General features: G+C 61.4%; 21 protein-coding genes. 19 read left to right on the plus strand and 2 right to left on the minus strand.

Features of this window, described 5'->3' with window-relative positions; all coding sequences use genetic code 11:
* The 16 genes from PLAV_RS17505 to PLAV_RS17580 all read left to right on the plus strand — a co-directional run bounded on the left by PLAV_RS17505 (position 1) and on the right by PLAV_RS17580 (position 20,788).
* Positions 1-1,131, plus strand: a complete 1,131-nt coding sequence (locus tag PLAV_RS17505) for an ABC transporter permease (RefSeq protein WP_012112359.1) — start codon at positions 1-3, stop codon at positions 1,129-1,131.
* 47 nt (positions 1,132-1,178) lie between these two features.
* Entirely contained in the window at positions 1,179-1,640 is a 462-nt protein-coding gene (locus tag PLAV_RS17510) for a phasin family protein (protein WP_012112360.1), read from the plus strand.
* Positions 1,630-2,376, plus strand: a complete 747-nt coding sequence (gene phbB, locus PLAV_RS17515; protein WP_012112361.1) for an acetoacetyl-CoA reductase — start codon at positions 1,630-1,632, stop codon at positions 2,374-2,376. The genes PLAV_RS17510 and phbB overlap by 11 nt, the downstream gene beginning before the upstream one ends.
* Positions 2,377-2,449: 73 nt before the next feature.
* A complete protein-coding gene (locus tag PLAV_RS17520; protein ID WP_245545174.1) occupies positions 2,450-4,966 on the plus strand; it encodes a DUF3141 domain-containing protein in 2,517 nt (838 codons plus the stop codon).
* Positions 4,963-6,384: a bifunctional enoyl-CoA hydratase/phosphate acetyltransferase gene (locus tag PLAV_RS17525; protein ID WP_012112363.1), complete on the plus strand. Its 1,422-nt coding sequence runs from the start codon at positions 4,963-4,965 to the stop codon at positions 6,382-6,384. The genes PLAV_RS17520 and PLAV_RS17525 overlap by 4 nt, the downstream gene beginning before the upstream one ends.
* Before the next feature lie 43 nt (positions 6,385-6,427).
* The gene (locus PLAV_RS17530) at positions 6,428-7,180 is read left to right on the plus strand and encodes an SDR family NAD(P)-dependent oxidoreductase (RefSeq protein WP_012112364.1); all 753 of its coding nucleotides are present in this window, start codon (positions 6,428-6,430) and stop codon (positions 7,178-7,180) included.
* 79 nt (positions 7,181-7,259) lie between these two features.
* Positions 7,260-8,498 carry an acetate/propionate family kinase gene (locus PLAV_RS17535; protein ID WP_012112365.1) on the plus strand — a complete coding sequence of 413 codons (1,239 nt, stop codon included), beginning with the start codon at positions 7,260-7,262 and terminating at the stop codon, positions 8,496-8,498.
* Positions 8,495-9,700 carry a sodium/glutamate symporter gene (gene gltS, locus PLAV_RS17540; protein WP_012112367.1) on the plus strand — a complete coding sequence of 402 codons (1,206 nt, stop codon included), beginning with the start codon at positions 8,495-8,497 and terminating at the stop codon, positions 9,698-9,700. Before PLAV_RS17535 ends, gltS begins: the two co-directional genes overlap by 4 nt.
* Before the next feature lie 180 nt (positions 9,701-9,880).
* Positions 9,881-11,632 carry a PHA/PHB synthase family protein gene (locus PLAV_RS17545; RefSeq protein WP_012112368.1) on the plus strand — a complete coding sequence of 584 codons (1,752 nt, stop codon included), beginning with the start codon at positions 9,881-9,883 and terminating at the stop codon, positions 11,630-11,632.
* An 86-nt stretch (positions 11,633-11,718) separates the two neighbouring features.
* On the plus strand, positions 11,719-12,213 hold the full coding sequence (locus PLAV_RS17550) for a universal stress protein (RefSeq protein ID WP_012112369.1): 495 nt from the start codon (positions 11,719-11,721) through the stop codon (positions 12,211-12,213).
* A 53-nt stretch (positions 12,214-12,266) separates the two neighbouring features.
* Entirely contained in the window at positions 12,267-13,283 is a 1,017-nt protein-coding gene (locus PLAV_RS17555) for a lipid A deacylase LpxR family protein (protein ID WP_003296535.1), read from the plus strand.
* A gap of 203 nt (positions 13,284-13,486) precedes the next feature.
* The gene (locus tag PLAV_RS17560) at positions 13,487-14,383 is read left to right on the plus strand and encodes a ribose-phosphate pyrophosphokinase (RefSeq protein WP_003050021.1); all 897 of its coding nucleotides are present in this window, start codon (positions 13,487-13,489) and stop codon (positions 14,381-14,383) included.
* 38 nt (positions 14,384-14,421) lie between these two features.
* Positions 14,422-16,800 (plus strand): phosphoketolase family protein, encoded by a 2,379-nt coding sequence (locus PLAV_RS17565; protein ID WP_012112371.1) that lies wholly within the window; start codon positions 14,422-14,424, stop codon positions 16,798-16,800.
* Positions 16,801-16,835: 35 nt separating this feature from the next.
* On the plus strand, positions 16,836-18,194 hold the full coding sequence (locus PLAV_RS17570) for an MBL fold metallo-hydrolase (RefSeq protein WP_012112372.1): 1,359 nt from the start codon (positions 16,836-16,838) through the stop codon (positions 18,192-18,194).
* Positions 18,191-19,708: a thymidine phosphorylase family protein gene (locus tag PLAV_RS17575; RefSeq protein WP_012112373.1), complete on the plus strand. Its 1,518-nt coding sequence runs from the start codon at positions 18,191-18,193 to the stop codon at positions 19,706-19,708. Before PLAV_RS17570 ends, PLAV_RS17575 begins: the two co-directional genes overlap by 4 nt.
* 189 nt (positions 19,709-19,897) lie before the next feature.
* Positions 19,898-20,788, plus strand: a complete 891-nt coding sequence (locus PLAV_RS17580) for a LysR family transcriptional regulator (RefSeq protein ID WP_012112374.1) — start codon at positions 19,898-19,900, stop codon at positions 20,786-20,788.
* A gap of 23 nt (positions 20,789-20,811) precedes the next feature.
* Here the strand turns inward: PLAV_RS17580 and PLAV_RS17585 are convergent, their stop codons facing one another.
* Entirely contained in the window at positions 20,812-21,105 is a 294-nt protein-coding gene (locus PLAV_RS17585; protein ID WP_012112375.1) for a helix-turn-helix domain-containing protein, read from the minus strand.
* On the opposite strand from PLAV_RS17585, the gene PLAV_RS17590 reads away from it, so the two are divergent.
* The 3 genes from PLAV_RS17590 (at position 21,090) to PLAV_RS20095 (ending at position 23,008) form a co-directional block, all read left to right on the plus strand.
* A complete protein-coding gene (locus tag PLAV_RS17590; RefSeq protein WP_425357292.1) occupies positions 21,090-21,878 on the plus strand; it encodes a substrate-binding domain-containing protein in 789 nt (262 codons plus the stop codon). The genes PLAV_RS17585 and PLAV_RS17590 overlap by 16 nt on opposite strands.
* A 169-nt stretch (positions 21,879-22,047) precedes the next feature.
* On the plus strand, positions 22,048-22,401 hold the full coding sequence (locus PLAV_RS20090) for a Dyp-type peroxidase domain-containing protein (protein ID WP_425357293.1): 354 nt from the start codon (positions 22,048-22,050) through the stop codon (positions 22,399-22,401).
* 25 nt (positions 22,402-22,426) lie between these two features.
* Entirely contained in the window at positions 22,427-23,008 is a 582-nt protein-coding gene (locus PLAV_RS20095) for a Dyp-type peroxidase (protein WP_281364924.1), read from the plus strand.
* A 37-nt stretch (positions 23,009-23,045) separates the two neighbouring features.
* Here the strand turns inward: PLAV_RS20095 and PLAV_RS17600 are convergent, their stop codons facing one another.
* A complete protein-coding gene (locus tag PLAV_RS17600; RefSeq protein WP_012112377.1) occupies positions 23,046-24,980 on the minus strand; it encodes a tyrosine-type recombinase/integrase in 1,935 nt (644 codons plus the stop codon).
* Positions 24,981-25,225: the final 245 nt, after the last annotated feature.

Genomic DNA, 25,225 nt, shown 5'->3' on the forward strand with positions numbered 1-25,225 from the left:
ATGCGCAGAAGAAACCTGGCCAACATCTACGACCTGGGTGTCAAGGAGCTGTGGAGTCTTTGGCGCGATCCGATGATGCTCGTGCTCATCCTCTATGTGTTCACCGCATCGGTCTACACCTCAGCGACCTCCATGCCGGAGACGCTGCACAACGCGCCCATCGCCATCATCGACGAGGATAATTCGGCCCTGTCCCAGCGGATTGCTTCGGCCTTCTACCCCCCGCAGTTCACCCAGCCGGCCATGATCGACTATAGAGACGTGGACCCGGGCATGGACGCGGGGCTGTACACCTTCGCCCTGGTTATTCCGCCCAACTTCCAGCGTGACGTGCTGGCGGGGCGATCGCCCGCCGCGCAGCTCAATGTCGATGCCACCCGAATGAGTCAAGCCTTCACCGGCAGTGGCTATATCCAGCAGATCTTCACCGGTGAAGTCAATGAGTTCGTCAAGCGTTACCGCGGCACCGACGCGCCACCCGTGGATCTGGCCTTGCGCGCACGCTTCAACCCCGCACTGGACAAGGCCTGGTTCGGCTCGGTGGTGCAGATCATCAACCACATCACGCTGTTGTCCATCATCCTCACCGGCGCGGCGCTGATCCGGGAGCGCGAGCACGGCACTATCGAGCATCTGCTGGTGATGCCGGTCACGCCCGCGCAGATCATGCTCTCCAAGGTCTGGTCGATGGCCCTGGTCGTGCTGATCGCCTCCTTCCTGTCCCTCAATCTCATGGTGCGCGGCGTCCTGGGCGTTCCCGTCGAGGGTTCCATTGCGCTGTTCTTCGCTGGCGCGGCGCTCAGTCTGTTCGCCACCACCTCGATGGGCATCTTCATCGCCACCCTGGCGCGCAACATGCCCCAATTCGGCATGTTGATGATGCTCACCATCATGCCGCTGCAGATGCTCTCGGGTGGCACCACGCCACGCGAAAGCATGCCCGAGATAGTGCAGAACATCATGCTGATCGCACCCACCACCCATTTCGTGGAACTGAGCCAGGCTATCCTCTACCGGGGCGCCGGCCTGGAGACGGTGTGGCAGCCCTTCCTGGCGCTGGCACTGATCGGCACAGTTCTGTTTTTCCTGTCGTTAGCACGCTTTCGCAAAACGATCGGCCAGATGGCCTGATCGTTTGACCGCCCGAGTGGGCACTCAACCCAGTAAGGAGTTTGACCATGAGCAATGAAACCATCCCTCTCAACCTGTTCAAGGCGAACCTGGAACTGCAGTTGCGTCTCCAGCGCCTGGTGCAGGAAAACGGCCAGCAATGGTTGGAGAACGCCACGCGCGCGGGCAAAGACGGCATTGCCGAGTCCGGCGCGGAAATCGAAAGCCTGCTCAAGGCCCAGAACTGGCAGGAACTGGCCACGCTGCCCGCACAAGCCTTCTGGCGTCAGTTTCAGCATCACGTGGGCGGCGCGCAGGCGCTGACACAAGTCGCGATCAAAAACCAGACAAGCTTCACCCAAGGCCTGCAAAAAGCCATTCAAGACTGGCAGAAATCGGTCACGCAGGCCGTAGGCCAGGGCGATGCGGTACTTCCGTTCCAGGATATATTCAAACAGTGGGGGGCCGTGTGGGCCTCGGCCCAGGACAAGGAGGCACCGGGCAAGACCGGTGGCCGCAATGCCGGCTGAACAACGCACCGCCCTGGTCACGGGCGGCAACGGTGGCCTGGGCGCGGCCATCGCCCGAGCCTTGCACGATGCTGGGCATACCGTGCTCGTCATCCACTCGCCAGGCAATGCCAGCATCGGCGCGTGGTTGGAAGCCCAGGCGGGTGAAGGTTACAACTTCATCGCCTACGGCGCGGATGTGGCCGACCATGCCTCCTGCCAGGAGCTGGCCGGCCTCATTCAAGCAGACGGTCACCACATCGACATTCTGGTCAACAACGCGGGCATCACGCGTGATGCTACGTTCCGCAAGCTGAGCTACGCCGATTGGGATGCGGTTCTGCGCGTCAATCTCGACTCCGTTTTCAACGTCACTCGGCCATTCATTGACGGCATGCTCGAAAGGGGCTGGGGCAGGATCATCAACATCTCCTCCATCAACGGCTCGAAGGGGCAGTTCGGCCAAACCAACTACTCCGCCGCGAAAGCCGGGATGCATGGATTCACCAAAGCCCTCGCGCAGGAGGTGGCGCGCAAGGGCGTGACGGTCAACACCGTCTCGCCGGGGTATCTGGATACGAAGATGGTGACGAGCATGTCGGAGGAAGTGGTCAAGCAGGTGGTTGCCGGTATTCCCGTGGGTCGTCTGGGACGGCCTGAGGAAATCGCCGCACTGGTTGCATTCATCGCCAGCGAGTCTGCGGGGTTCATGACCGGCAGCAATGCGTCGATGAATGGTGGCCAGCACATGTACTGAGTGAGGAAGGGCCGGCAAGACGATGTGCCTGCGGCCCCTTTCCATTCAATTTTTCAGTTTCATCATAGAGGGAATGCCCATCGCCATGAATCGAGACACCACGACATCACCAACGGCCGATTGGGGGCAGTTGCTGTGGGACCCGTTGCGACTATCGGCGATGGCAAGCGAGTATGCAGTGGATGCCTGGCAGCGGTCCATTCTGTATGCCGACGTTCGCCGCCAACGCGGCAACCAGTACCAGGAGCATTTGCAGGAGCAGACGCCGAACGTACTCGACTTCGCCTCTGAGGTCATCATGTCCGGGCTGGACCTTCCGCAGCCGGTCAACTATGGCCTCGTACGTATCCTGCCGCCAGCCGACACGCCGAGCGATCCCCACAAGCGACCGTTCGTGGTGGTCGATCCACGCGCGGGCCACGGCCCAGGCATCGGCGGCTTCAAACCCGATAGCGAGGTCGGCGCGGCCCTCAAGGCTGGCCATCCCTGCTACTTCGTAGGCTTTCTGCCCGATCCCGTTCCCGGCCAGACCGTCGAAGACGTCATGCGCGCCGAAGCGGCCTTCGTGCGCAAGGTCGGCGAGCTGCACCCCGACAGCCGCGGCAAGCCTGCGGTCATCGGCAATTGCCAGGCAGGCTGGCAGATCCTGATGGCAGCCGCCGTCTGGCCCGAACTGTTCGGACCGATCATCGTGGCCGGTGCGCCGCTGTCGTACTGGGCGGGCGACATGCCGATGCGCTACGCGGGCGGTCTGACCGGCGGTAGCTGGTTGACGGCATTGACCAGCGATCTGGGCGCCGGCCGCTTCGACGGCGCCTGGCTGGTACAGAACTTCGAGAACCTGGACCCGGCCAATACGCTGTGGAGCAAACAGTACAACCTGTACGCCAAGGTCGACACGGAAGGCCCGCGCTACTTGCAATTCGAGAAGTACTGGGGCGGCCACGTGTTCCTGAACGATGTGGAAATACAGTACATCGTCGATAACCTGTTCATCGGCAACAAACTGAGTACGGCGCAGCTGGTGACGTCTGATGGCGTGCGCATCGACCTGCGCAATATTCGCTCGCCGATCGTGGTGTTCTGCTCCTATGGGGACAACATCACGCCACCGCCCCAGGCCCTGGGCTGGATCACCGATCTGTACCGCAACGATCTGGACGTGATGGGGCATGACCAGACCATCGTCTACGCCACCCATGACAGCATCGGGCATCTGGGTATCTTCGTCTCCGGCAGCGTCGGGCGTAAAGAGCACCAGGAGTTCGCCGCCAACATCGACGTCATCGACGTGCTGCCGGCCGGTATCCACCGCATGCTGGTCGATGAAAATCCCGACGGGTCGCAGGAAGGCGAGCCGACCGGGAACGCCTACCTGACTCGGATCCAGCGCAGCAACATCGATGAAGTCCGTGAGATCGTCCGTCCCGACCCTGAGAACGATCGCCGGTTCGCCGCCGTTGCGCGGATCTCCGAGGTCAACCTGGCTTGCTACCGCAGCTTCGTGCAGCCATGGATGCGTGCCCTGGTCACGGACCAGGGTGCGAAGTGGCTGGAGCCGCTGCATCCGCTGCGCATGGGCTATGAATTGTGGTCTGACAGGCATCCGCTCGCCGCCGCAGTACATGAGGCTGCGCAACACGTGCGCGACCATCGTCAGCCCGTCTCCGAGGCCAACCCTTTCCTGCAACTGCAGGCGCAGTTTTCCGCCGCCGTCGAACAGATGCTGGATCAATTCCGTGATTGCCGCGACCAGATCTACGCACAGGCGTTTGACACGCTGTACAGCCTGCCGCTGGTGCAGGCCATGACTGGACAGAGCCTGCACGACGATGCACCGCCGCGACCCCATCCCAGCGAGACGCCCGAGCATCGCCAGTATCTGGCGCAAGAGTTGACACGGCTCGAAGCGGATATTCACAGCGGCGGGATCACCGAAGCCTCCATACGGGCGCTGTTCTTTGTGCTTGCAGCGCGTGGCGAGGCCGACGGGCGGCACTTCCGGCACGCAGAGGAAGTCGCGCGCCCCCATTTGGCAAACGACTTCGACATGCAGGTCTTTCGCCACCTCGTTCGTCGGCAGGCTTTGCTCATGAGGCTCGACGAGGACGCCACGGTGTCCGCCATCCCCGGATTGCTCAACGGCATAGCGCCCGATGACATCCGCCAGGTGGCGGGAATGATCGTGCAAGTGATTGGCAGCGGCGGTGTGCTGTCCGCACAAGAACAAGCCAGGCTGGAACAGGTTTCTACCTTGTTCGAGCAGGCCGAGCGCCAAGCGCAGGCGGCTTCGGCGCCCGCCGTGACAAGTCCCGCCACTGATACCTCCGCTACGGTCGTGGACGCGAAGTCGACAACCGCCATGCCACGCTCTGCCAGTGGCACATCCGCTGCGGTCGAGGATGCGAATGCGGCGCCAGCCATGCCGAGCTCCGCCAGTGACACCTCCGCTCCGGCCATAAACACGACCTCCAAGACATCCTCTCCAAAGCCTAAGGCGCCTCAGAAGAAAACTGCTGCGCAGAAAACTGTGTCCAAGACGCCAGCCGCCCCGCGGACAAGTCAAACACGGCGAGGGAAAGGCAAATGACGACGTCCTCCGCACCGGTCGATGGCGCCGCCGACGCATTGCAGGTTCTGCGCAACCGCACCTTCGACGAGATCGCCATCGGCGACAGCGCCAGCCTCGAACGCACGTTTTCGCCGCAAGACATCCACATGTTCGCGCTGCAATCGGGCGATGTGGATCCGGAATCTTCGGTGTCTTCGCCCTCGCGGGACACCACGGAGGCCATTTGTGCAAACGTCCTGATCTCGGCTGTGCTGGGAACACGCCTGCCGGGGCCTGGAACCCAATATGTCAGCCAGAACCTGCGCTTGCTCGGAGCCGTTCGGCCCGGCGACAGGCTGACCGTGCAGATGCAGGTGAGCAGCAAGGACACGGCCACCCATCACGTCACGCTGGACTGCACCTGCACCAGCCAGGAGGGGGTGGCGATTTTCCAAGGCCAGGTAGAGGTCGTAGCGCCCACTGAGCGCATTGAAAGAACGCGCACGGCGTTGCCGGAAATCCATCCGGATGCGCAGGGCCGCACAGGCCTGCAGCACCTGCTGGCGCATGTCGCGCACTTGCAACCGATTCGGGTAGCCGTCGTCCATCCGTGCGATGTCCCCAGCCTGTCCGCTGCGCTTGAAGCGCGCCACGCGGGGTTGATCGAGCCGGTGCTGGTCGGGCCACGAGGGCGGCTCGAAGCAGTCGCCACCGAGGCCGGGCTGGATCTGGCCGACGTCGCCATTGTGGACGTCCCGCACAGCCACGCCGCTGCGCAGCAAGCCGTCGCCTTGGCAGCCGCAGGTGAAGTCGAAGCCCTGATGAAAGGGAGCCTGCACACCGACGAGCTGATGTCCGCGCTGGTTTCGGCAGCAGCGGGGTTGCGCACCAAGCGCCGGGTCAGCCATTGCTTCCTGTTGCAGACACCGGCCTATCCGCGCCCGTTCATCGTCACCGATGCAGCGATCAATATCGCCCCGAATCTGGAACAGAAGGCAGACATCATCCGCAACGCCATCGAGCTGGCACAGGTGATCGGCGTGCGCGAACCCAAGGTCGCAATCCTGGCCGCAGTCGAGACGGTCAGCCCGACGATGACGGCCACGCTCGACGCGGCGGCGCTGTGCAAGATGGCCGATCGCGGCCAGATCACTGGCGGCCTGCTCGACGGGCCGTTGGCCTTCGACAACGCGATCTCCATCGCCGCTGCGCGCACCAAGGGGATCGTCTCCGAGGTCGCCGGGCAGGCCGACATCCTTGTCGTGCCTGACCTGGAGAGCGGCAACATGCTTGCCAAGCAGTTGATATTCCTGGGCGGCGCAGCCAGCGCCGGAATCGTCCTCGGAGCGAAAGTGCCGGTCATTCTGACCAGCCGCGCCGACTCGCGCGATACACGCATCGCCTCATGCGCGATTGCACTGATGCTGGCGCACCACTATCGGCTGTCACCCCCGTGAATCGACTTATCAGCAACGTATCCACCCCATTGGAGGAAACACTATGAAGTACTCATTTTCTGGCCGCGTAGCCCTGGTCACCGGTGCAGGATCCGGCATTGGCGAGGCCATCGCGCGACTTCTTGCGAGTAACGGCGTGAGTGTCGTCGTCTCGGATGTCAGCGCCGACAATGCGCAGCGCGTCGCCAAGCTCATCAGCGCCGATGGCGGCCAAGCCGTGGCCAATGTGGCCGACGTGGCACGCATCGATGAGGTCCAGGCTGCCGTGGCCTGCGCGGTCGATACGTTCGGCGACCTTCATTTTGCCGTCAACAACGCCGGTATCGGTGGCGACCAGAGCCCGGCGGGAGAACTGGACCCTGCCGCCTGGCGCCGGGTGATCGATGTCAACCTGAACGGCGTGTTCTATGGCCTGCGCCATCAGATTCCCGCCATCCTGCGCTCGGGAGGCGGCGCCATCGTCAACGTCTCCTCCATCCTGGGGGTGGTGGGCGACGCAGCGAACCCTGCGTACGTCGCAGCCAAACATGGCGTGACCGGGCTGACCCGCTCGGCAGGACTGGCCTATGCGTCCAAGGGAATCCGGATCAATTCGATTCATCCCGGTTACGTGCGTACGCCCATCCTGGATTTCCTGGATGAATCGGCCCTCCAGAAGGCCGTTGACCTGCATCCGATCGGTCGTCTGGGTACATCGGACGAAATCGCCCATGCCGTGGCGTTTTTGCTGTCGGAAGGAAGCAGCTTCCTTGTGGGCACCCAGCTCATCGCCGATGGCGGCTACACGGCGCGCTGAGTCTGAAGACGATGAGACAGCAGACACCCCCGCACACCTCGGCGAAGTCGCGCGGACGGCGCGCAGAGAGGACGACCTGATGGACGTCACCATGGCCCGCTCCGGGCGCCGCGAACACGGACTGATCCTTGTGCTGAACTGCGGTTCATCCAGCATCAAGTTTGCGGTGTTCGATTCCTCGGCCGCGCCACTGCCGCGTCAGGCATTGTGGAATGGCAAGGTGCAGGGAATCGGCGGCGCCAACCCGGATTTCGGAGAGACCGGAGTTGCGCCGTTCTCGATCGAACTGGACACGGCACATCCGTATCGCGCCGCACTGCGCATCATCCGCGATCGCGTCAGTCAGCGGCTCGACGGCCGCCGGATAGGTGCGGTCGCTCATCGGATCGTCCACGGTGGCAGCAGGTATTTCGAGCCAGTGCGGGTGGACGCCCAGGTGCTCACCGATCTGCAGGGATACATCCCGCTGGCGCCACTGCACCAGCCGTTCGCGCTGGAAGCCATCGATATTCTGCTGCGCGAACAGCCGGAGCTGCCTCAGGTGGCCTGCTTCGACACCGGCTTCCATCACACCATCCCCAAGCTCGAGCAGCTCCTGCCGTTGCCCTACGCCGCATGGGAGCGCGGTCTGCGCCGGTACGGATTTCACGGCCTGTCGTATGAGTACATGGCTGAGGCTTTGCCCGAACGCCATGGCGACGCGGCGCGCAGGCGCACCATCGTTGCCCACCTGGGCAGTGGCGCCAGCCTGTGTGCTATGCAAGGACTCAAAAGCGTGGCCACCACCATGGGTTTCTCCGCGCTTGACGGGCTGATGATGGGCACCCGCACCGGTGCGCTCGATCCAGGCGCCGTGCTCTACCTGATGGAGATCGAGAAGCTTTCACTGGAACAAGTGGGGCGTGTCCTCTATCACGAGTCCGGTCTGCTCGGCGTTTCGGGAATCTCGGCCGAGCCGCGCGTCATTGTCCGGCACGAGAACGATGCAGGCGAAACGGGGGAGCGAGCGCGCTTGGCACTGGCCCTTTACGTGCGACGCATCGTGCGCGAGATCGGGGCCCTGGTCGCCGTGCTGGGCGGTCTGGACATGTTGGTGTTCACGGCGGGTGTCGGTGAACACAATGCGTTCATTCGCGAGCGCATCTGTGCGGCGCTGGGCTTTCTGGGCATTGCCCTGGATACCGACGCCAACGCCCGCCACGCGGCGAAGATTTCCAGCGACCACAGCCAGGTCATCGTGGCGGTCGAGCCCACCAACGAAGAGTGGATAGCCGCCAGCCACGCACTGTCCTGCCTGGACAGGGAGAAGGTGCGATGAAGATCGATGCCTTCCATGGATTCACGCTCGCCATCGTGCTGTTGTTCGTGGGCAAGGGCCTGGTTGCGCGTTGGGGCATCTTGCGTCGATACAGCATCCCGGAATCCCTGGTGGGCGGCCTGGCCTGCGCCCTGGTTGTCTTCGCCCTGTACTACGGTGCGGGGATCGTCGTCAGTTTCGATCTCGAAGCGCGTGACGCGCTGCTGCTGTACTTCTTTGCGGCCATTGGCCTGAGTACCGACGCCCGCACGCTGCGCCATGGTGGGCGGCCCTTGCTGATCCTGTCGGGGTTGGCCATCGGGTTCATGGTGCTGCAGAACCTGGCCGGGATGGAGATGGCACGCGCCTTCGGCCTGGATCCGCGCGCCGGGCTGATGGTGGGATCGATTTCCCTGACCGGAGGCGTGGGCACCACCTTGGCCTGGTCCGATCACTTCGTTCAAAACCTCGGCATTGCGCAAGCGCAGGAACTGGGATTGGCAGCGAACATGATCGGCCTGATCGCGGCCTGCACCATCGGTGGCCCGATCGCAAGCCTACTCATGCGCAGATATCAACTTCGAGCCTCCGGGGACAGCACACTGGAGATTGGCACGCTGCACAGCGATGAACAGCATGCCCGTCTGGACTACTACGGTGTGCTATTGGCATTGCTCTGGCTCAACTTAGCCTTGATGTTGGGCTCCGGAGTCAATGCCTTGGTCGCGCTTACCCCTGTCACGCTACCCGCCTTTGTGGGCTGCCTGCTGGCCGGCATTCTCCTGCGCATGATTGGCGACTGGATGAGGCCGAGTGGGCGCGGGCGTCTATGGAACTGGCCGAGCATGCAGCCGGGCATCGCTTTGATCTCCGACATGTCATTGGGCCTGTTTCTGACCATGGCGCTGATGGGCCTCAGACTCTGGGAGCTGCAGCCTGTGCTTGCCTTCATCACCGTGGCAATGCTGGTGCAGATCATCCTGGTCATCGCATTCGTGCTTCTGATCGTTTTTCGGGCAATGGGCAGGGATTACCAAGCCGCAGTGATGTGCGCCGGTTTCGGCGGAATCGCGCTGGGCTCTACCGCCACCGCCATCGCCAACATGACGGCGATCACTCGGGAGCATGGCGCTGCGCGCGAGGCGTTCATTGTGGTGCCCCTGGTGTGCGGGTTCGTCATCGACATTGCGAACGCGCTGGTGATCAGCCTGATGGCCGGTTAAGACGAAAGAATTAACGGAATGCGCCGGCAGGCGGAGACATCTCTAGCACGCTGGCACGGTGTCATCGCAAAAGCGCTGATGACATGAGTGCCGGTGTGCATGAACACAAGCGAGCACAACTACCCCCGTGTTCAAACGAGGGCGCTCCATCTATTTGAATAGCAATTGAGGTAATGCGTTTTGACAAAAAATAAGAAAGGTAATACTTCATCGACAATCGTTCCGGCACTGGATATGCAAGCGCATATGGCTTGGGCCCAGGCTTGGTCCTCAATTTCACCTGAATCGTCGCTGTTGGCTTGGACTGATTGGGCAAGCCATTTAGCGAACAGCCCCGGAAAGCAATCGGAGCTTTTGGCTTTTGCAGGCTCCTTGTCTGAGCAATGGATGTCTCTGCTGAAAAAGAGCTTGGTCAGTCCGGACCAGGAAGTTGCATCTCCTGAACCATCACCTACCAATGACCGTCGTTTCAACGATCCGGCATGGGATCAATGGCCCTACAACCTTTTCCGCAGTTCCTTTCTTATTCAATCCAAATGGTGGGAGCAAGCCACGCAAGGTGTATGGGGTGTTGATCCACAACACGAACGCCTATTGGCGTTTGGCGCAAAGCAATGGCTGGAAATGGTATCGCCGACCAATTCTGCGCTTTTTAACCCCGTTGTCCTGAAAAAAACGATAGAAGAACAAGGCGCCAACCTGGCGCGTGGCATGTCCAACTTTCTCGATGACCTGCGCCGACAACTATCCGGTGAGCCTCCTGCGGGAACCGAGAACTTCGTCGTTGGGCGCGACGTGGCGGTGACGGAAGGAAAAGTCGTACTGAGGAATCAATTAATCGAGTTGATTCAATACACGCCCACTACCGAGAAAGTCCATCCTGAGCCGATACTGATCATTCCTGCCTGGATCATGAAGTACTACGTACTCGATCTATCTCCCCATAACTCGCTGATACGGTATCTGGTTGCGCAAGGCCATACGGTTTTTTGCATCTCCTGGAAAAATCCGGATGCTGGTGATCGAGACTTGGGCATGGATGAGTATCTTGAGTTCGGCTTGCGTGCGGCGCTGGACGCCGTGACATCCATCGTCCCCGAGCAGGGAATCCACGCGGCTGGTTATTGCCTGGGCGGAACGCTACTGGCCATTGGTGCTTCAGCCATGGCGCGTGATGGCGATACGCGGCTGGTGTCGGTAAGCCTGCTTGCCGCACAGACGGACTTCAGCGAACCGGGCGAGCTGAGTCTTTTCATCAACGAGAGTCAAGTGGCGCTGTTGGAAGCCAGCATGGCTCAAACCGGTTATTTGACCTCCGACCAGATGAGCGGAGCTTTTCAGCTACTGCGCTCCTACGATCTCATATGGTCTCGCATGATTGACGAATACCTATTGGGCGATCGCCGGCCAATGACCGACCTGATGGCTTGGAATGCCGATGGGACTCGCCTGCCCGCGAAGATGCATTCGCAGTATCTCCGACGCCTTTACCTGAATAACGATCTCAGCGCGGGGCGTTATCCCGTCACGGGTCGCCCCGTTTCAGTGGGAGACATCGCTGTGCCGGTGTTTTGCGTCGGCACTGCCTCGGATCATATTGCGCCTTGGCGCTCGGTTTACAAGCTGCATCTCCTGTCTTCGGCCGAGCTGACTTTCGTGCTGACCACTGGAGGACACAACGGCGGCATCGTCAGCGAGCCCGGCCGAGGTAAGCGCCAATATCAAATCCATACCCGCGCGGCCGGTGATGGATACATGGCGCCGGACGAGTGGCAAGCCACTGCACAGACGCATCTAGATTCGTGGTGGCCGGCATGGTCAGCATGGCTTCGAGAGCGCTCTGGTGAAGGTGTTGCGCCTCCGCTCATGGGGGCCGAATCCCGTGGATATCCCACTATTTGCGACGCCCCGGGGAAATATGTACGCAGCTGAATACGCGCATACCGCGTCCGCTATTGCGACACGCTATGCGCAATATCTATTCGACACCCCACCTACTTTGATAACTGGAGACATTCATGTACTCAAGACTGCTGGTTCCGCTCGACGGAAGTTCTACCGCCAATTTGGCCCTCCACCACGCCGCGGTGCTGGCACGCCTAAGCGGTGCAACCATCATCTTGCTGCACATTATCGAGGAAATGAAGCACAGCAACGGCTTCGAGAGGCCGAGAATTTACCTTGAAGAAGTAAGGCCAGGCTTCCTGGCGGCCGGGCAGAAGCTGCTCGACGAGGCGGCGCTCTGGCTGAGACAGGAAGGCTTGACGGTAGAGACCGTCCTTCTGGAGAGCAAGGGCGAGCGCGTCTCGGTACTTATCGCGCAGCAGGCACTGGCTACCGGATGCGAGCTGGTGGTGCTGGGCACCCACGGACGTCGGGGCGTGGACAGGCTGCTGCTGGGAAGCGATGCCGAGCAGCTCGCTCGGATCGCACCGGTTCCCGTGATGCTGGTACGCCAGCCCCATTCTGTCATTGCTACTGCAACCCCTGGGCACGGTGGCATGCCAGCGTGACGAAAGTTCAGCCCACTGACCTCGCTGAATGGAGGCTCAGAGTCGCAGCTACCTTGCTGCTGCTGTCGCTGAGTGCCTGCGCGCAGGCACAGTCCTGCCACCGTGACAATCCGCTGCGCTCGACCGGAACGCTCAATCTGCGGATCGACAACGACATGTTCGGCGGCATGGGACAGGATCAAGGGTACTCCAACGGGTTTCTCGCCAGTTGGGTTTCCCCCAACCTCGTGGACTATAGCGATGACCCTTGTCTACCGCGTCTCGTCCGTGGGCTGAATCGCTTTCTCACGATGCTCCAACCCCAAGGCTTCGACGAACAGAACATGACCATCGGCTTCGGGCAGATGATGTACACCCCGAACGACAAAACGCGCAGCGATCTCATCAAGGATGATCGTCCTTTCGCGGGCGCCTTGATGTTGAGCCTTGGCTATAACGCGAGGCGGGGCGATACGCTGCGCACTTCGCAACTCCGCGTGGGGGTGGTGGGGCCCTCCTCCCAGGCCAGGCAAGTCCAGAACTGGTGGCATGACACCGTCGGAGTGGACAGATTCAATGGCTGGAGACATCAACTGCGCGACGAACCCGTGCTGCAGTTGCTCCACGAACGCCGAACACGAGTCATCAGGCAAGAAAACGTCAGCGGTTGGGGTTGGGATCTGACCCGCCACTGGGGCGGCAGCTTGGGCAATTTCGCCACCTACGCGAATGTCGGCGGAGAACTGCGCTATGGCCTACGCCTGCCGGACGACTTAGGCACCGCACCGCTGCGCCCGGCTGGAGAAAACACCTCGCCCGTGCGTAAGACCGCTGGCAGCAACTGGAACGGGCACCTGTTCGTGGCACTCGACGGTCGCTGGGTTTTGCACGACATCACGTTGGACGGCAATACGTTCAAGTCCAGTCATAGTGTTGATAAACGGCCATTCGTGGCCGATGTGGGCTATGGCATCGCGATGACTCAGGGCAACTGGCGCATCGCGATAGCCCGCTACCACCGCACCCGCGAATTTCGTGGACAAAAGGAAATCCCGGTCTACGGAACGATCACCGTAGGACGGCGATTCTGATGCAGATCGATTCCTTGAACGCCATGCAAGCCACTCTGTTGCTGTTCATGACAAGAGCCTGGTTGCTTGTGGAGCTACCACGTCGACGCAGTACTGCCAATGCCGTCGTCATTAGCCAGTTGGCAAGGTGAACACAGCGAGCTGAACGATAAGGCACCCGCGCTCGATAAGAGACCAAGGACAACAAATAAGGAGATAAATGGATGCAACGACTCACCCTGGCCCTACCCGGCAATGAAGATCTGGCCCGCGGCATCGCGCAGGCATGCGGCAGCGAAGCCGGCCGCATCGAAACGCGCCGATTCCCCGATGGCGAGAGCTATGTCCGGTTGCATGGCGAACCTGCCGATCGGATCGTGGATGTGATTTGCACGCTGGCCCATCCTGATCCGCAGTTCCTGCTTCTGGCTTTTGCCGCTGACGCGGCGCGCGAACTTGGCGCGCAAGAGGTGAACCTGATCGCACCGTATCTGGCCTACATGCGCCAGGACAAGCGATTCCATGACGGAGAAAGCGTGACGTCGCGGTCCTTCGCACGTCTGGTCTCATCGACCTTCGACAAGCTGCTCACGGTGGATCCGCATCTGCACCGCTATCCGACACTATCAGCGGTCTACACGATCCCCACCATCACCTTGCATGCCGCACCACTGCTGGCCGACTGGATCGCGAATCATGTCGAAGAACCTTTGATCGTGGGCCCCGACGAGGAAAGCGAGCAGTGGGCCGGCGCCATCGCGTCCCGCATCGGCGTACCGCACGCTGTGCTTCGCAAGACACGCCATGGCGATCGCAGCGTGGACATCGATGTTCCCGACCTGTCGATCTGGCGCGGCAGAACGCCGGTGCTTGTGGACGACATCGCATCATCAGGCCGCACGCTCGCCGTCGCGGCGCGCAAGCTCGCCGAGCAAGGAATGCGCAAGCCGGAGTGCGTAGTGGTGCATGCCCTGTTCGCCGAGGATGCCTGGGCCCAATTGACACCGTTGTTTGCCCGAATTACGTCCACCGACGCAGTACCGCATCCGAGCAACCGGATTGGTCTCGCTTCGCTGATTGCCGACGCTCTCTCTAGCGGGAAAACCGATCCGCGAGGCTGATCTTTTTATCGATCCAACTATTTTCAAGGAGACCTGAAATGTCCTCTCAAGCTAACCTCGCAACCGATTGGCGTGCTGGTTACGGGCCCATCGCGCACAGGTCTGAAACCATCGAACGTATGCAGGCCCTAGTGCAACGTCTGGTCGCGCAAAGGCGTATAGCAGACGAAGCCTCGGCCCATGCGCTGCTGGCTGCAGCCGACCGGGTGGCCTGCACGGCCATGAGCGTAGTGGCGCATATGACCTATGCCCGGCGCATCGACCGAAGCGGCTGCCCACTGGGCTCCGATGATTTCAAACAAACGCCCGAAGGCCACACCGGCGGCTCGCTCAACATGGTGCCAGCCTTCGTGGGTTATCTGTTGGCCAACGCGCTGACCGGGACGACACGCGGCTGGCTCATGGGGCAGGGGCACTGCGTGGCCGCGATCGAGGCGGTGAACGCACTGACCGGCGATGTATCCGCCGCCCAGCGTGGACGCTACGACCGCAGCGAGGCGGGCCTGTCGCTCCTCATCGCGGACTTCTACTCCTATGCCATCGATAAGCAGGGTCGGCCCGCGGTACCGCTGGGTAGCCATGCCGGGCCGAACACGGCCGGCGCGATCTCCGAAGGCGGCTATCTGGGGTTCGCCGGGCTGCAGTATGTGCACACGCCGTTGCCGGGAGAAAGCCTGGTGGCATTCCTCAGTGATGGCGCTTTCGAGGAACAACGTGGCTCGGACTGGGCGCCGCGCTGGTGGCGCGCCGAGGACTGCGGCTTCGCCATCCCGGTCATGATTCTCAACGGACGGCGCATCGAGCAGCGCACCCAGATCGTGCAGGAAGGTGGCGCTGCCTGGCTGGCCGAAGACCTGCGCCACAACGGCTTCGATCCCGTCATCGTCGATGGACGCGATCCAGTGGCGATCGCATGGGCCATTGTTGAAGCCGAAGACACGCTGAGCGCCTTCGCTGCACGCTCGGATCGGCGCTATCCGGTCAAGCTGCCTTACGTGATCGCCGAGACGGAGAAAGGTTTTGGCTTCCCGGGCGCGGCGACCAATGCCGCCCACAACCTGCCGCTGAACGGCAATCCGCGCGAGGATGCGCAGGCACGCGAGGCCTTCAACGCAGGGGCTGCGGCGCTGTTCGTGCCTGAGAGCGAACTGGCAAACGCGTTCACCGTCCTGGCGAATCACGGCCAGAGCCAGCGCTCGCGCGAAAGCGAGCACCCCATGGCCCGACGCCATCCAGCGAGCCCTCATCTGCCGATGCCGGCCTGGGTGCCAACCGAGGTGTCGGGCAGCGCCATGTCCGCACTGGACCGTTGGTTCGTGGAGCTAGTGCAGGCAAATCCACAGTTGCGCATCCGGATCGGCAATCCCGATGAACTGGCCAGCAACAAGATGGGTGCCACGCTGGCGCTGCTCAGGCACCGCGTCAACGTGCCCGAACCCGGCGCCCCGGAATCGACGGATGGCTCGGTGGTCACCGCACTCAATGAAGAAGCCGTTGCGGCCGCCGCCCTCGCCAACAAAGGGGGGCTGAACCTGATCGTCAGCTACGAGGCCTTCGCGGTCAAGATGCTTGGATTGATGCGCCAGGAGATCATCTTCGCGCGTCGGCAGAAGGAACTGGGCCAGCCGCCAGGCTGGATCTCCGTCCCGCTGATCGTCACATCCCACACCTGGGAGAACAGCAAGAACGAGCAGTCACACCAGGACCCGACCATTGGCGAAGCATTGCTGGGGGAGATGTCGGACACCGCACGCGTGTTGTTCCCGGTGGATGCCAACACGGCGTGCGCCGCGCTGCGAGCGGTCTACGCCAGCCGGGGCCAAGTGGCTTGTGTTGTGGTCTCCAAGCGCGACACGCCGAATCACTTCAATGCCGCCGCCGCTCAATCGCTGATCGAGCACGGCGCAGCCCATGTAGCCGGCGATCCGGCTACAGCACAACTGCAGTTCGTGGCGATTGGCGCCTACCAGTTGGAGGAAGCGCTCAAAGCCCACGCCCGCCTGGGGCACCATGGGTTTACGTCGTGCGTCACCGTGGCGATCGAGCCCGGCCGTCTGCGCATTCCACGAGACGACCTTGAGGCCGCCTTCGTGCTCGGTGACGAAGCACTGCAAGCGCTCTTCCCGCCTCACCTGCCGCGCGTGTTGATGAGCCATACCCGCCCTGAGCCGATGCTGGGCGTGCTGCGCCGCATTGACAGCGGCCCCTCGAAGACGCGGGCTTTGGGCTACATCAACCGCGGCGGCACACTCGATGTGGCTGGAATGCTGATCGCCAACCGCTGCACCTGGGCGGACGCCATCTATGCGGCTGCGCAAGTGACCGGCTGGAACAGTTCGCAGGTTGCTGCGGCCGCGACCGACGCGCGAATTTCAAGTGGTTCTGACGCGGTCCGCGGCGACCGCGCCGGTTCCTGATTTCACAACCCACCAACAAGAGAGGAGACAAATACATGCTCTCATTGACCAGCCTGGGTGGTGCCGGCACCGTCACCGGCTCCAAGCACCTTATCACCCATGGCAATACCCGCATCCTGATCGACTGCGGACTGTTCCAGGGATTGAAAAACCTGCGCGAACTTAATTGGCAGCGCCTGGCCGTTGAACCCAAGGACATCGATGCGGTCGTACTGACGCATGCGCACCTGGATCATTGTGGGTATCTGCCCCGATTGGTGCTGGACGGGTTCCGCGGGAAGATTTTCTCGACCTCAGCCACGCGAGATGTCGCCGAACTCATCCTGCTCGACAGTGCCTGGTTGCAAGAGAAGGACGCCGAGTTCGCCAATCGAAAAGGATTTTCCAAACACAAGCCAGCCCTTCCGCTGTATCGGGTTCGGGATGCAGAACGTGCGCTCCTGCAGTTCAAACCGGTGCCGCTGCATCAAGAGACGGAATTGCCGGGCAATGCCCGTCTACTGCTGCGCAGCGCTGGTCACATTCTTGGGGCGGCGACGGTTCAGATCGACATTGGCGGCAAGCGTTTGGTGTTCTCCGGCGACCTGGGGCGCTATGACGATGTGGTCATGCCTGATCCTGAACCCGTCACGGCAGCGGACTACATCATCATCGAGTCCACCTATGGCAATCGTCGTCATGACCGTTCCGATGCCGTCGAAGCGCTGGGCGACATCATCGAGCGCACGACTCGCCGCGGAGGCACCGTAGTGATTCCCGCTTTTGCCGTTGGACGCGCGCAGTCGTTGATCTATGACCTATGGCTGTTGCGACAGCGCGGTCGGCTCCGCACCGTGCCCGTCTATCTGGACAGTCCCATGGCCACCAGCGCAACTGCGCTGCTGCACCGCCATGCCGACGACCACAAGCTCGCACAACACGATTTCGAGGCGGCATTCTCAGAAGTCACATACATGCGCGACGTTGAAGAGTCCAAGGCGCTATCGGCGAATCGCTACCCCAAGGTGATTATTTCCGCCAGCGGCATGGCCACCGGTGGCCGCGTGCTGCATCACATAGAAGCGTTTGGCGGCAGTCATCAGAACACGCTGCTGTTCTCTGGATTCCAGGCAGCAGGTACGCGCGGACGCAAGCTGCTTGAGGGCGCTCGCGAAGTCAAAATTCATGGGCGCTGGATGCCGATCAAGGCGGAGGTCGCCGAGCTTGCGATGTTGTCGGCTCATGCCGACAGCGATGAACTGATGCGTTGGCTGGGCGGCTTTACCCGGGCGCCGGAAGGGGTGTTCATTGTTCATGGTGAATCCAATGCCTCCGAGGCGCTGCGCGAACGTATTCAGCGCGAACTCAAATGGCACGCATCGGTGCCCATGCAAAACCAGGAGTTCGCCCTGTGAGTGCCCGCATCACTCCCCAGACACCCGCCTTGCAAGCATTGCGCATGCGACTGCATGCCCAGCATCAACCCGTCGTCTTGATGCGTACCGATTGCCATGTCTGCCGTGCCGAAGGGCTGGCACCGCGGTCACAGGTACTGATCATTGCCGGCGACCGCACTGTGCAAGCGCTACTGTACCAAATCGACAGCGATCTGCTCAAAACCGGACAGATCGCTCTGTCCGAGGCCGCCTGGGATGCCCTGGACATTCATGAGGGCGATCTTGTGCAGGTTCGGCATCCTCCGCTGCTCGAATCGTTGTCGGCCGTGCGTGCGCGAATTCACGGCCACCGACTGCAAACGACGGAGTTGCAGGCGATCGTCCGTGATGTGGTCGATGGTCGCTATACCGATGTCGCACTTTCGGCCTTCCTGACCGCAACGGCGGTACTGCCTCTGGATATGCAAGAGACCATCCATCTCACCCGTGCGATGGTCGATGTCGGAGATCACCTGCAATGGCAGGCTCCGATTGTTGTGGACAAGCATTGCGTGGGCGGATTACCGGGAAATCGCACCACGCCGTTGGTGGTTGCCATCGCCGCAGCCAATGGATTGGTGATGCCCAAGACCTCATCACGCGCCATCACCTCTCCCGCTGGCACCGCGGACACCATGGAAACGCTGGCTCCTGTAGACCTGGACCTGGATACGCTCAGAAAGGTCGTGGAGAAAGAGGGTGGATGCGTGGCGTGGGGCGGCGCGATGCACCTCAGCCCCGCGGACGACATCTTCGTGCGTATTGAGCGTGAACTGGATATCGACACGCAAGGACAACTGATTGCCTCGGTGTTATCCAAGAAGATTGCAGCAGGGGCGACCCACATCGTGATCGATATTCCGGTTGGGCCAACCGCAAAAGTCCGCAGCCGGGAAACTGCCGAGCATCTTGCGCATCACCTTTCGGAAGTCGCCGCGTCATTTGGCCTTGTATTGCGTTGCCTGTTTACAGACGGGAATCAGCCTGTCGGCAGAGGTATCGGCCCGGCGTTGGAGGCGCGCGACGTGTTGGCCGTATTGCGCAACGAGGCGGATGCGCCGCAAGACCTATGTGACCGCGTGGCGTTGGTCGCGGGTGCGGTACTTGAGCTTGGCGGCGTCGCCAAAGAAGGGGATGGAATTCGATTGGCTCACGAGACGATCAGCAGTGGCCGCGCCTGGGAAAAATTTCAGAGGATCTGTGCCGCTCAGGGGGGATTTCGTGAGCCACCCCAAGCTCTTTACGTCGAACCGCTTTTGGCAACCACTTCAGGCCGAGCAGTACACATCGACAACCGTAAGCTGTCCCGTTTAGCCAAATTAGCCGGAGCGCCTGAGAGTCCAGCCGCAGGGATTCAATTGCAAGTGCGCTTAGGTGACGAGGTAACACGCGGACAATCATTGATGTTTTTGCATGCGCAAACCTCTGGAGAGATGGCCTATGCACTCGCATACGTGCATGACATTGGTGACATCGTAAAGATTGAACCTTAGCGCCGTAGATAAACAGGGCTCTTGAATGCTCAGTCAAACACAGCCCGGCCTCTCGTTTGGAAAAGTTGAACGCCTACGACTCGTGCTCAAAGAACATATGCCACATACATCGCTTAAAAGCAGTTTTCAACCTGCATAGCGTGGAGCAAATAGAAGGAGGTCGTCAGCGTCTGAATAGGAACATTGCTCATGGAACTGCGACACCTGCGTTGCTTTATCGTTTTGGCCGAAGAGCTTCATTTCACACGGGCCGCCGAGCGCCTGCATATCGAGCAACCCCCTTTATCTCGCGCCATCAAAGAGCTTGAAGACGAACTGGGGGTGGTACTTTTCGACCGAAATCGCCGTGGAACCGTTCTGACCGCAGCAGGTGCTGCCTTCTTGCAGGATATTCGACGCCTGCTCACCGTCCTGGAGCAGGCACGAGAAAACGCCAAGGCTGTCGCCTCAGGCTTGCGAGGCAGCTTGCGCATTGCAGTGTCCGATGGTGCGATCGATCCTCGACTGTCAGCATTTCTGGTCCGCTGCCGCGCAGAGGAACCGGAGATAGAGATACGCCTATCCGAGGTGCCGTTGGCCGAGCAGCTACGCGGCTTGCGGTCAGGCGACTTCACGATCGGATTCGCGCACACGGCCGAAGTCGGTGACGACATTGTTGCCGAACCCATCTGGCGGGATCCGTTGGTGATCGCCGTGCCAGCTCGGCACGCGCTGCTCGTCCACAAGAAGGTCCCACTTCATGAACTCCGGGGGCATCCGCTTGTCTTGTGCGACCCTCACGCATGCGAGGGGTACTGCCGCGAATTGGGGCGGCTCTTGCAGGTGCTGGAGCACAAGCTGAACATCGTCGAGGAAGTGTCTTCGCTGGACATGATGCTCACGCTGGTCGGTGCAGGATATGGCGTCGGCTTCATGACGGCGACCAAGATTCCGGTCTGCCAATGGCCGGATGTGGTGATTCGTCCCTTGGCGATGGATTCCGCGGTGATCACCACCTACTTGCTTCGGCCTGAAAGCAACAGTTTGTCGGCTTCGCTGGAGCGGTTTATCGCTCGGTTACGCGACTCGTCCGACGGTTGACGGAGTCCTGCCGGCGGACATCCTCAAGGATCGGTTTCGGCACGCAGATTGCGTTCGGTCGCCGTCATCAGTTCAGCCGCGCTTATCCTGAGCGCCGTAGAAATTCTCAGTATGAGAGGCAGTGTGGGCACGTGCTCACCGCGCTCGATCTTGCCCATGTGCGAGCGCGAGATGACTGCCCGAGACGCGAACTCGTCTTGCGCGACTCCCTGAGCGACGCGGGCAGCGCGCACGGCCTGTCCGAAGGCCAACGCCGACTCGGATTCATACGTTGATGTGCCAGTAGGGCGGCCTGGCTGGATTGTTGATTTCTGCATTAGCAGAAGCGTCAAACAATCTTCCAAAATTAACCACGTTATTTTTAACGACGTTAAACTTCACTCTTAACCACGATGTTGGTTCGCCTTCCTGGCCAGATCGCTTCTTGGGGGTCCTCATGCATGCCACCAGCCAGTTTTCTCATTTCAGGCTTGCTATAGCACCCGGGGTGCCGTCCTCATGCCTCTCCACGCTTCTCGCCCTGCAGCGCACGGAAGAGCCGGACACCCCCATCGCCTTCTTTGAAGCCTCGGGTGACGACCTGGTGATCGGCCTTGAAGAAGGCCGCTATGACGCAGGAATATCGCTTCGGCACGTGAGTGCTCCGTTCCTGAGAAGCCAGCCTTTGTGGATCGATAACATGGCTGTCGCCATGCCATTGCGGTCTTCCTTGCTTGGCCGGGCAACGCTCACGACCGCCGAGGTTCTGGACTACCCCGGGTTTCGCTGGCAAGCAGAGACCTGCCCGCTGCTGGATCAGCGGTTGTCCTCCTTCCCGCCGCTGAGCGAGCAGAGCATGCAGCATGTCACTTCGTTTGAGATTTTGGCGCTATGGGTCGCCGCTGGCTATGGCGTCGGGATCTCTGCGCAATCGCGTATTGAGCGCGCCCATGCCTGGGGCATCACCATGCGGCCGCTTTCTGATGCTCCCTACGAGGTCGTGACACATCTGCAGCGGCCCAGGGAGCGAGCCAGCGCCATTTCTGAGCTGTTCGAGCGCAGGGCGATGCAGGTTGCCAAAGATAGCGCGGCCTACTCGAATACCCGATAGCTCACTCGCGCTGCGTGCTCTCCACTCAGATGCCGACGCCAGGCATCCGTAATCGGCGCGGGAATTCACTGCTTCCTGGTAATTGCAACGGCACGCGCTGTCAATGCGCCAGCATCGCGTTTTCATCTCTGGCAACATGACGAATTAAACCGGCCTTATGGAGATGCCAATGGTTGGAAGTAGTTGGGACCGAGTACCCATCGACTCGCAAAGCATCGATGCGCCACTGTCGCGCGCGGCGGTGTTTCTCACATTGACGGTCGCCGAGGGCCGAGAGTCCCTGCAGGCGGTCGCCGGCGTCCTGGACGGCCTGGACGACCTGATCAAGACGGTGGGCTTTCTTCGCGATCTCAACGGCCGGCTGTCGTGCATCACCCCCCTGGGATCGGCGCTGTGGGACCGTTTCCAGGCCGGAAGGCGCCCGAAAGAACTGCGTCCCTTCGCACCCATCAAGGGCGCGAAGCACACCGCGCCGGCCACGCCCGGCTCATATCCGGGCCGAGGGCGAGGACCTCTGCTTTGAATTCGAGCGCCTGCTGTTGGACCAATTGGGCAGCAGCGTGACGGTGGCCGACGAGGTGGCGTGCTTTCGCTATTTCGACTCCCGCGATCTCCTTGGCTTCGTCGATGGCACAGCCAATCCGACCGGGCACGAAATCGGCGCATCCACGCTGGTCGGCAGTGAGGATCAGGAATTCGCCGGCGGGAGCTACGTGGTGGTGCAGATGTATCTGCATCAAATGCAGCCGTGGGCTCGGCTTCCCGAGGACCAGCAAGAGCAGATCATCGGCCGGGAGATCGTCAGCAATATCGAATTGCCCGATGCGACGAGCGGCCAGAAGTCGCACAAGACCCTCGCCACGATCGTGGGTGCTGACGGTACCGAGCACGACATCCTGCGCGACAACATGCCCTTTGGCCGCCCCGGCCAAGGCGAATACGGCACCTACTTCATCGGCTACTCCAGGCATCTGTGCGTCACGCAGAAGATGCTGAAGCGCATGTTCCTCGGCGATCCGCCGGGCATGAACGACCGCCTGCTCGATTTCTCGACGGCGCACACTGGTGCCGTGTTCTTTGCGTCCGCCCCGCGCACGCTGAGCGAACTCGTGCAGGCTGTACAAGCGTAGCGCGGGGGCCGCAAGGCGCCCGCAAGGGCTGGTAGCCCTATGCGCCGTCCAGAACCACGGCGCTGTCCACCATTCGGCGAACGCTCTGCCGCACCTCCTCTGGGATAGGCCGCGGTGGGACTGTCTCTGGCGCATTCGCATGGAACTGGCCGCTTGCGATGACCTGGACCACCATGCCCAGATTGCTTGGCGTCACCAAATCGATGGCCGCGCGATCGCCCAGGTCCGGGTGTGGCCGGGTCAGCATGCGGTAAAGCTCCCACGAATCCGCTTGCGGACACTGGCGCATGAGCACCTGGGCCAGCTTGTGCTTGAGCGGCACCAGTTGCCAATCGGGAACTCGCTGGCCCCGGTTGCCCAAGCTGACGGATAGCAGTTTGCCGGCCTTCAACTCGCGGTTGATCTGGTCTTTGGACTTCCCGGCCAACTTGCCGAACAGGGGGACCGGCAGGCTGCTCGGCGATTCATAGATGGCCAGCATTTCCTCGCGCTCGCGCTGGATGGCAGATACTTCCGGTTCTGGCGCATGCGTCGGAGGCGGCGGCACCTGCGACAGCCGCTGGAACGTGATGCTCCCGTCGTTCGGCGTCACGACGATGGGAGCGGTCACCATCGACGGAACGGGTGCCGCAGAGGACGCTGCAACGATGGCGTCGGGCTTGTCCTCCTCTGCCATGGCCGGCACGCCCTCGATGTGAATGGTGAGGTGCGCGCTGGCCGCCTCCACCTGGCCCTGTTCGAGCAGGTCGAGGCGATCCGCCCAGTCCTGCATCATCCGGCGGCGCGGCTCAACGTACTTGGCATGGTTGTAAGCCGAACTCACCTTGTTCGGGTCGGAGTGCGAGAGCTGCGCGTCCACCCAAATCTTGGGGTAGCCGATCTCGTTGAGCGCCGTCGAAATCGTTCCCCGGATGCCGTGGCCGGTCAGTTGGTCCTCGTAGCCCATCCGCTTCAAGGCGGCATTGAGGGTGTTCTCGCTGATGCGCTTCTTGAGTTCGCTGCGGTGCGCCAGCAGGTGGCGCTGGGCCGGCCGTATCACCCCCAGAAGGTAGCTCACGATCTCGATGGCTTGAAGGGACAGCGGTACGATGTAGGGCGGCACATCCTGGGGGCGCTTGCCGGCCTTGCGCATCTCATCCTGAAGCTGCTTGACGATCTGGGGCGGAATGATCCAGAGGCCGCGGTCCAGGTCGAACTGATCCGGGGTCGCCAGCCGCAGCTCGCCGGTTCGCACCCCGGTCAGGAACAGCAGCCGGATGCCGAGCTGGGTCTGCCAGCCACGCGGGTTGTAGAGCCGGAGCTTCTGAAGGAATTCCGGCAGCTCGGGCAAATGCAAGTACGGGTTGTGGTTCACCGGAGGCTTGGGCTCCGCCACCACATCCAGGTCAGAAGCCGGATTGGCCTCCAGCCCCTCGACGATCACGAGGGCATAGCGGAACAACTGGCTCAACCAGGTGCGGACCTTTTCTGCCGTGGTGAAAGCCTTGCGTTCCTCGATTCTTGCCAGGACGCCCAGAAGCTGGGGCCGGCGAATGTCGTAGATCGACATCTTCCCGAGGGCGGGCAGCACGTCCTTGCCGAAAATCCGCAGGATCTGCGAGAGGGTGCTTTGACGGCCTTCCTTGAGTTCCTTGCGCCGATGCTCGACCCAGGCATCGAAGACCGCCTTGAACGTGTAGTCGGCCGCCAGCTTCACGGCATGGCGTTTCTGCTTGCGGTCGGTGTGAGGGTTGATGCCCCTAGCCAAGAGTGCGCGGGCTTCGTCGCGCAAGGTACGCGCTTCACGCAGGCCGATCTCGGGGTAGTTGCCCAGGGAGATGCGCTTTTGCTTGCCGAGCCAGTAGTAGCGCAGGTGCCACGATTTGCCGCCGGTAGGGGCGACCACCAGGCCGAGGCCATCGGTATCGGGGAGGCTGTAGGTTTTGTCAGCGGCCTTGGCTTGCCGCACAGTCAGATCAGAGAGTGCCATCATCGAAGCTCCTAAGTCTTGGACTTAGGCCCGATGCTGCTGGTCATCCCGATCCAACCCCAGCAACAAACCGGAACCGGCACCGCCCGCATTCTTTGGCCTTGTTTTTGGCCTCAAAAACGCTGGCTGTCGGTGGATTCCAGTGGCTTTTGCTGGAATGAAAAAAGGAGCCGAAGCTCCTCTTTTCAACGACTTACAGACCCCAGTGGAAGTCTGTAGATCATAATTTGGAGCGGGAAGCGAGAATA

Source organism: Parvibaculum lavamentivorans DS-1 (genome assembly GCF_000017565.1).
GTDB classification, from domain to species: domain Bacteria; phylum Pseudomonadota; class Alphaproteobacteria; order Parvibaculales; family Parvibaculaceae; genus Parvibaculum; species Parvibaculum lavamentivorans.

Coding starts and splice junctions, on each gene's coding strand:
- PLAV_RS17550 (WP_012112369.1), top strand. CDS start 11,719: ATGTACTCAAGACTGCTGGTTCCGCTCGACGGAAGTTCTACCGCCAAT.
- PLAV_RS17505 (WP_012112359.1), top strand. CDS start 1: ATGCGCAGAAGAAACCTGGCCAACATCTACGACCTGGGTGTCAAGGAG.
- PLAV_RS17525 (WP_012112363.1), top strand. CDS start 4,963: ATGACGACGTCCTCCGCACCGGTCGATGGCGCCGCCGACGCATTGCAG.
- PLAV_RS17530 (WP_012112364.1), top strand. CDS start 6,428: ATGAAGTACTCATTTTCTGGCCGCGTAGCCCTGGTCACCGGTGCAGGA.
- PLAV_RS17585 (WP_012112375.1), bottom strand. CDS start 21,105: ATGCAGAAATCAACAATCCAGCCAGGCCGCCCTACTGGCACATCAACG.
- PLAV_RS17535 (WP_012112365.1), top strand. CDS start 7,260: ATGGACGTCACCATGGCCCGCTCCGGGCGCCGCGAACACGGACTGATC.
- gltS (WP_012112367.1), top strand. CDS start 8,495: ATGAAGATCGATGCCTTCCATGGATTCACGCTCGCCATCGTGCTGTTG.
- phbB (WP_012112361.1), top strand. CDS start 1,630: ATGCCGGCTGAACAACGCACCGCCCTGGTCACGGGCGGCAACGGTGGC.
- PLAV_RS17560 (WP_003050021.1), top strand. CDS start 13,487: ATGCAACGACTCACCCTGGCCCTACCCGGCAATGAAGATCTGGCCCGC.
- PLAV_RS17510 (WP_012112360.1), top strand. CDS start 1,179: ATGAGCAATGAAACCATCCCTCTCAACCTGTTCAAGGCGAACCTGGAA.
- PLAV_RS17520 (WP_245545174.1), top strand. CDS start 2,450: ATGCCCATCGCCATGAATCGAGACACCACGACATCACCAACGGCCGAT.
- PLAV_RS17600 (WP_012112377.1), bottom strand. CDS start 24,980: ATGATGGCACTCTCTGATCTGACTGTGCGGCAAGCCAAGGCCGCTGAC.
- PLAV_RS20090 (WP_425357293.1), top strand. CDS start 22,048: ATGGTTGGAAGTAGTTGGGACCGAGTACCCATCGACTCGCAAAGCATC.
- PLAV_RS17565 (WP_012112371.1), top strand. CDS start 14,422: ATGTCCTCTCAAGCTAACCTCGCAACCGATTGGCGTGCTGGTTACGGG.
- PLAV_RS17570 (WP_012112372.1), top strand. CDS start 16,836: ATGCTCTCATTGACCAGCCTGGGTGGTGCCGGCACCGTCACCGGCTCC.
- PLAV_RS17580 (WP_012112374.1), top strand. CDS start 19,898: ATGGAACTGCGACACCTGCGTTGCTTTATCGTTTTGGCCGAAGAGCTT.